Genomic DNA, 888 nt, shown 5'->3' on the forward strand with positions numbered 1-888 from the left:
GCGCTGCTGTTGGGCATGGACAAGCAGAGCATCATCGAGGCGATCTATTACGGGCTGCCCACTCCCACCGAGTCGTTCCTGCCCAGCCAGTCCTGGGCCTACAATCCCGACCTGCCCCAGCACGAGTACAATCCTGAGAAGGCCAGGCAGATCCTAGAGGAGGCCGGCTGGGTCGACAGCGGCGACGGGATCCGGGCCAAGGACGGCGTGCGCCTGGAGTTCACCAACTCCACCACCGCCGGAAACACCACCCGCGAGCAGGCGCAGCAGTTCCTCCAGCAGAACTGGCTGGAGATCGGCGCCAAGATGAACATCAGCAACCTGCCGCCCGCGGTGATGTGGGGCGAGTACTGGATGATGTCGAAGTTCGAGACCACCATGGTCGGCATCGGCTTCGGCATCGGGCCGGACCCGGACGCCACCGACTTCCTGCACAGCAAGTCGATCGGCGCCCAGGGCGGGGCCGGACAGAACACCACCCAGTTCTCCAACCCGGAGGCCGACAAGCTGCTGGAGGAAGGGGCTTCCACCACCGATCAGGAGCAGCGGGCCGAGATCTACAAGAAGCTCCAGGAGGTCACCCGCCGCGAGCTGCCCTATCTGCCGATCTTCCAGTACGCGATGGTCCAGGGGACCAAGGCCGGCCTGGAGAACTTCAAGCCGAACTTCGCGGTCCAGGAGAACTGCTGGAACGCCAACGAGTGGTACTTCTCGAGCTGACGCCGGGAAGCTGATCGCGCGGACCGGGGACGCCCAGGCCCCGGTCCCAACGCATTATCTTGAAGAAGGGGCCGCAGATGGGTCGCTATCTGCTCGGCAGGCTGGGCCAGAACCTGGTGCTGCTCTGGCTGGTGTCGATGATCGGGTTCGGGGTGCTCTACCTGGCGC

General features: G+C 64.8%; 1 protein-coding gene. It reads left to right on the forward strand.

Features of this window, described 5'->3' with window-relative positions:
• A partial coding sequence (locus tag EQG76_RS03230) for an ABC transporter substrate-binding protein (RefSeq protein ID WP_235031185.1) occupies positions 1–720 on the forward strand: 720 nt, incomplete at its 5' end.
• Between the last annotated feature and the right edge of the window lie 168 nt (positions 721–888).

Origin of the sequence: Geminicoccus flavidas (genome assembly GCF_009806515.1) — a bacterium.
GTDB classification, from domain to species: Bacteria; Pseudomonadota; Alphaproteobacteria; order Geminicoccales; family Geminicoccaceae; genus Geminicoccus; species Geminicoccus flavidus.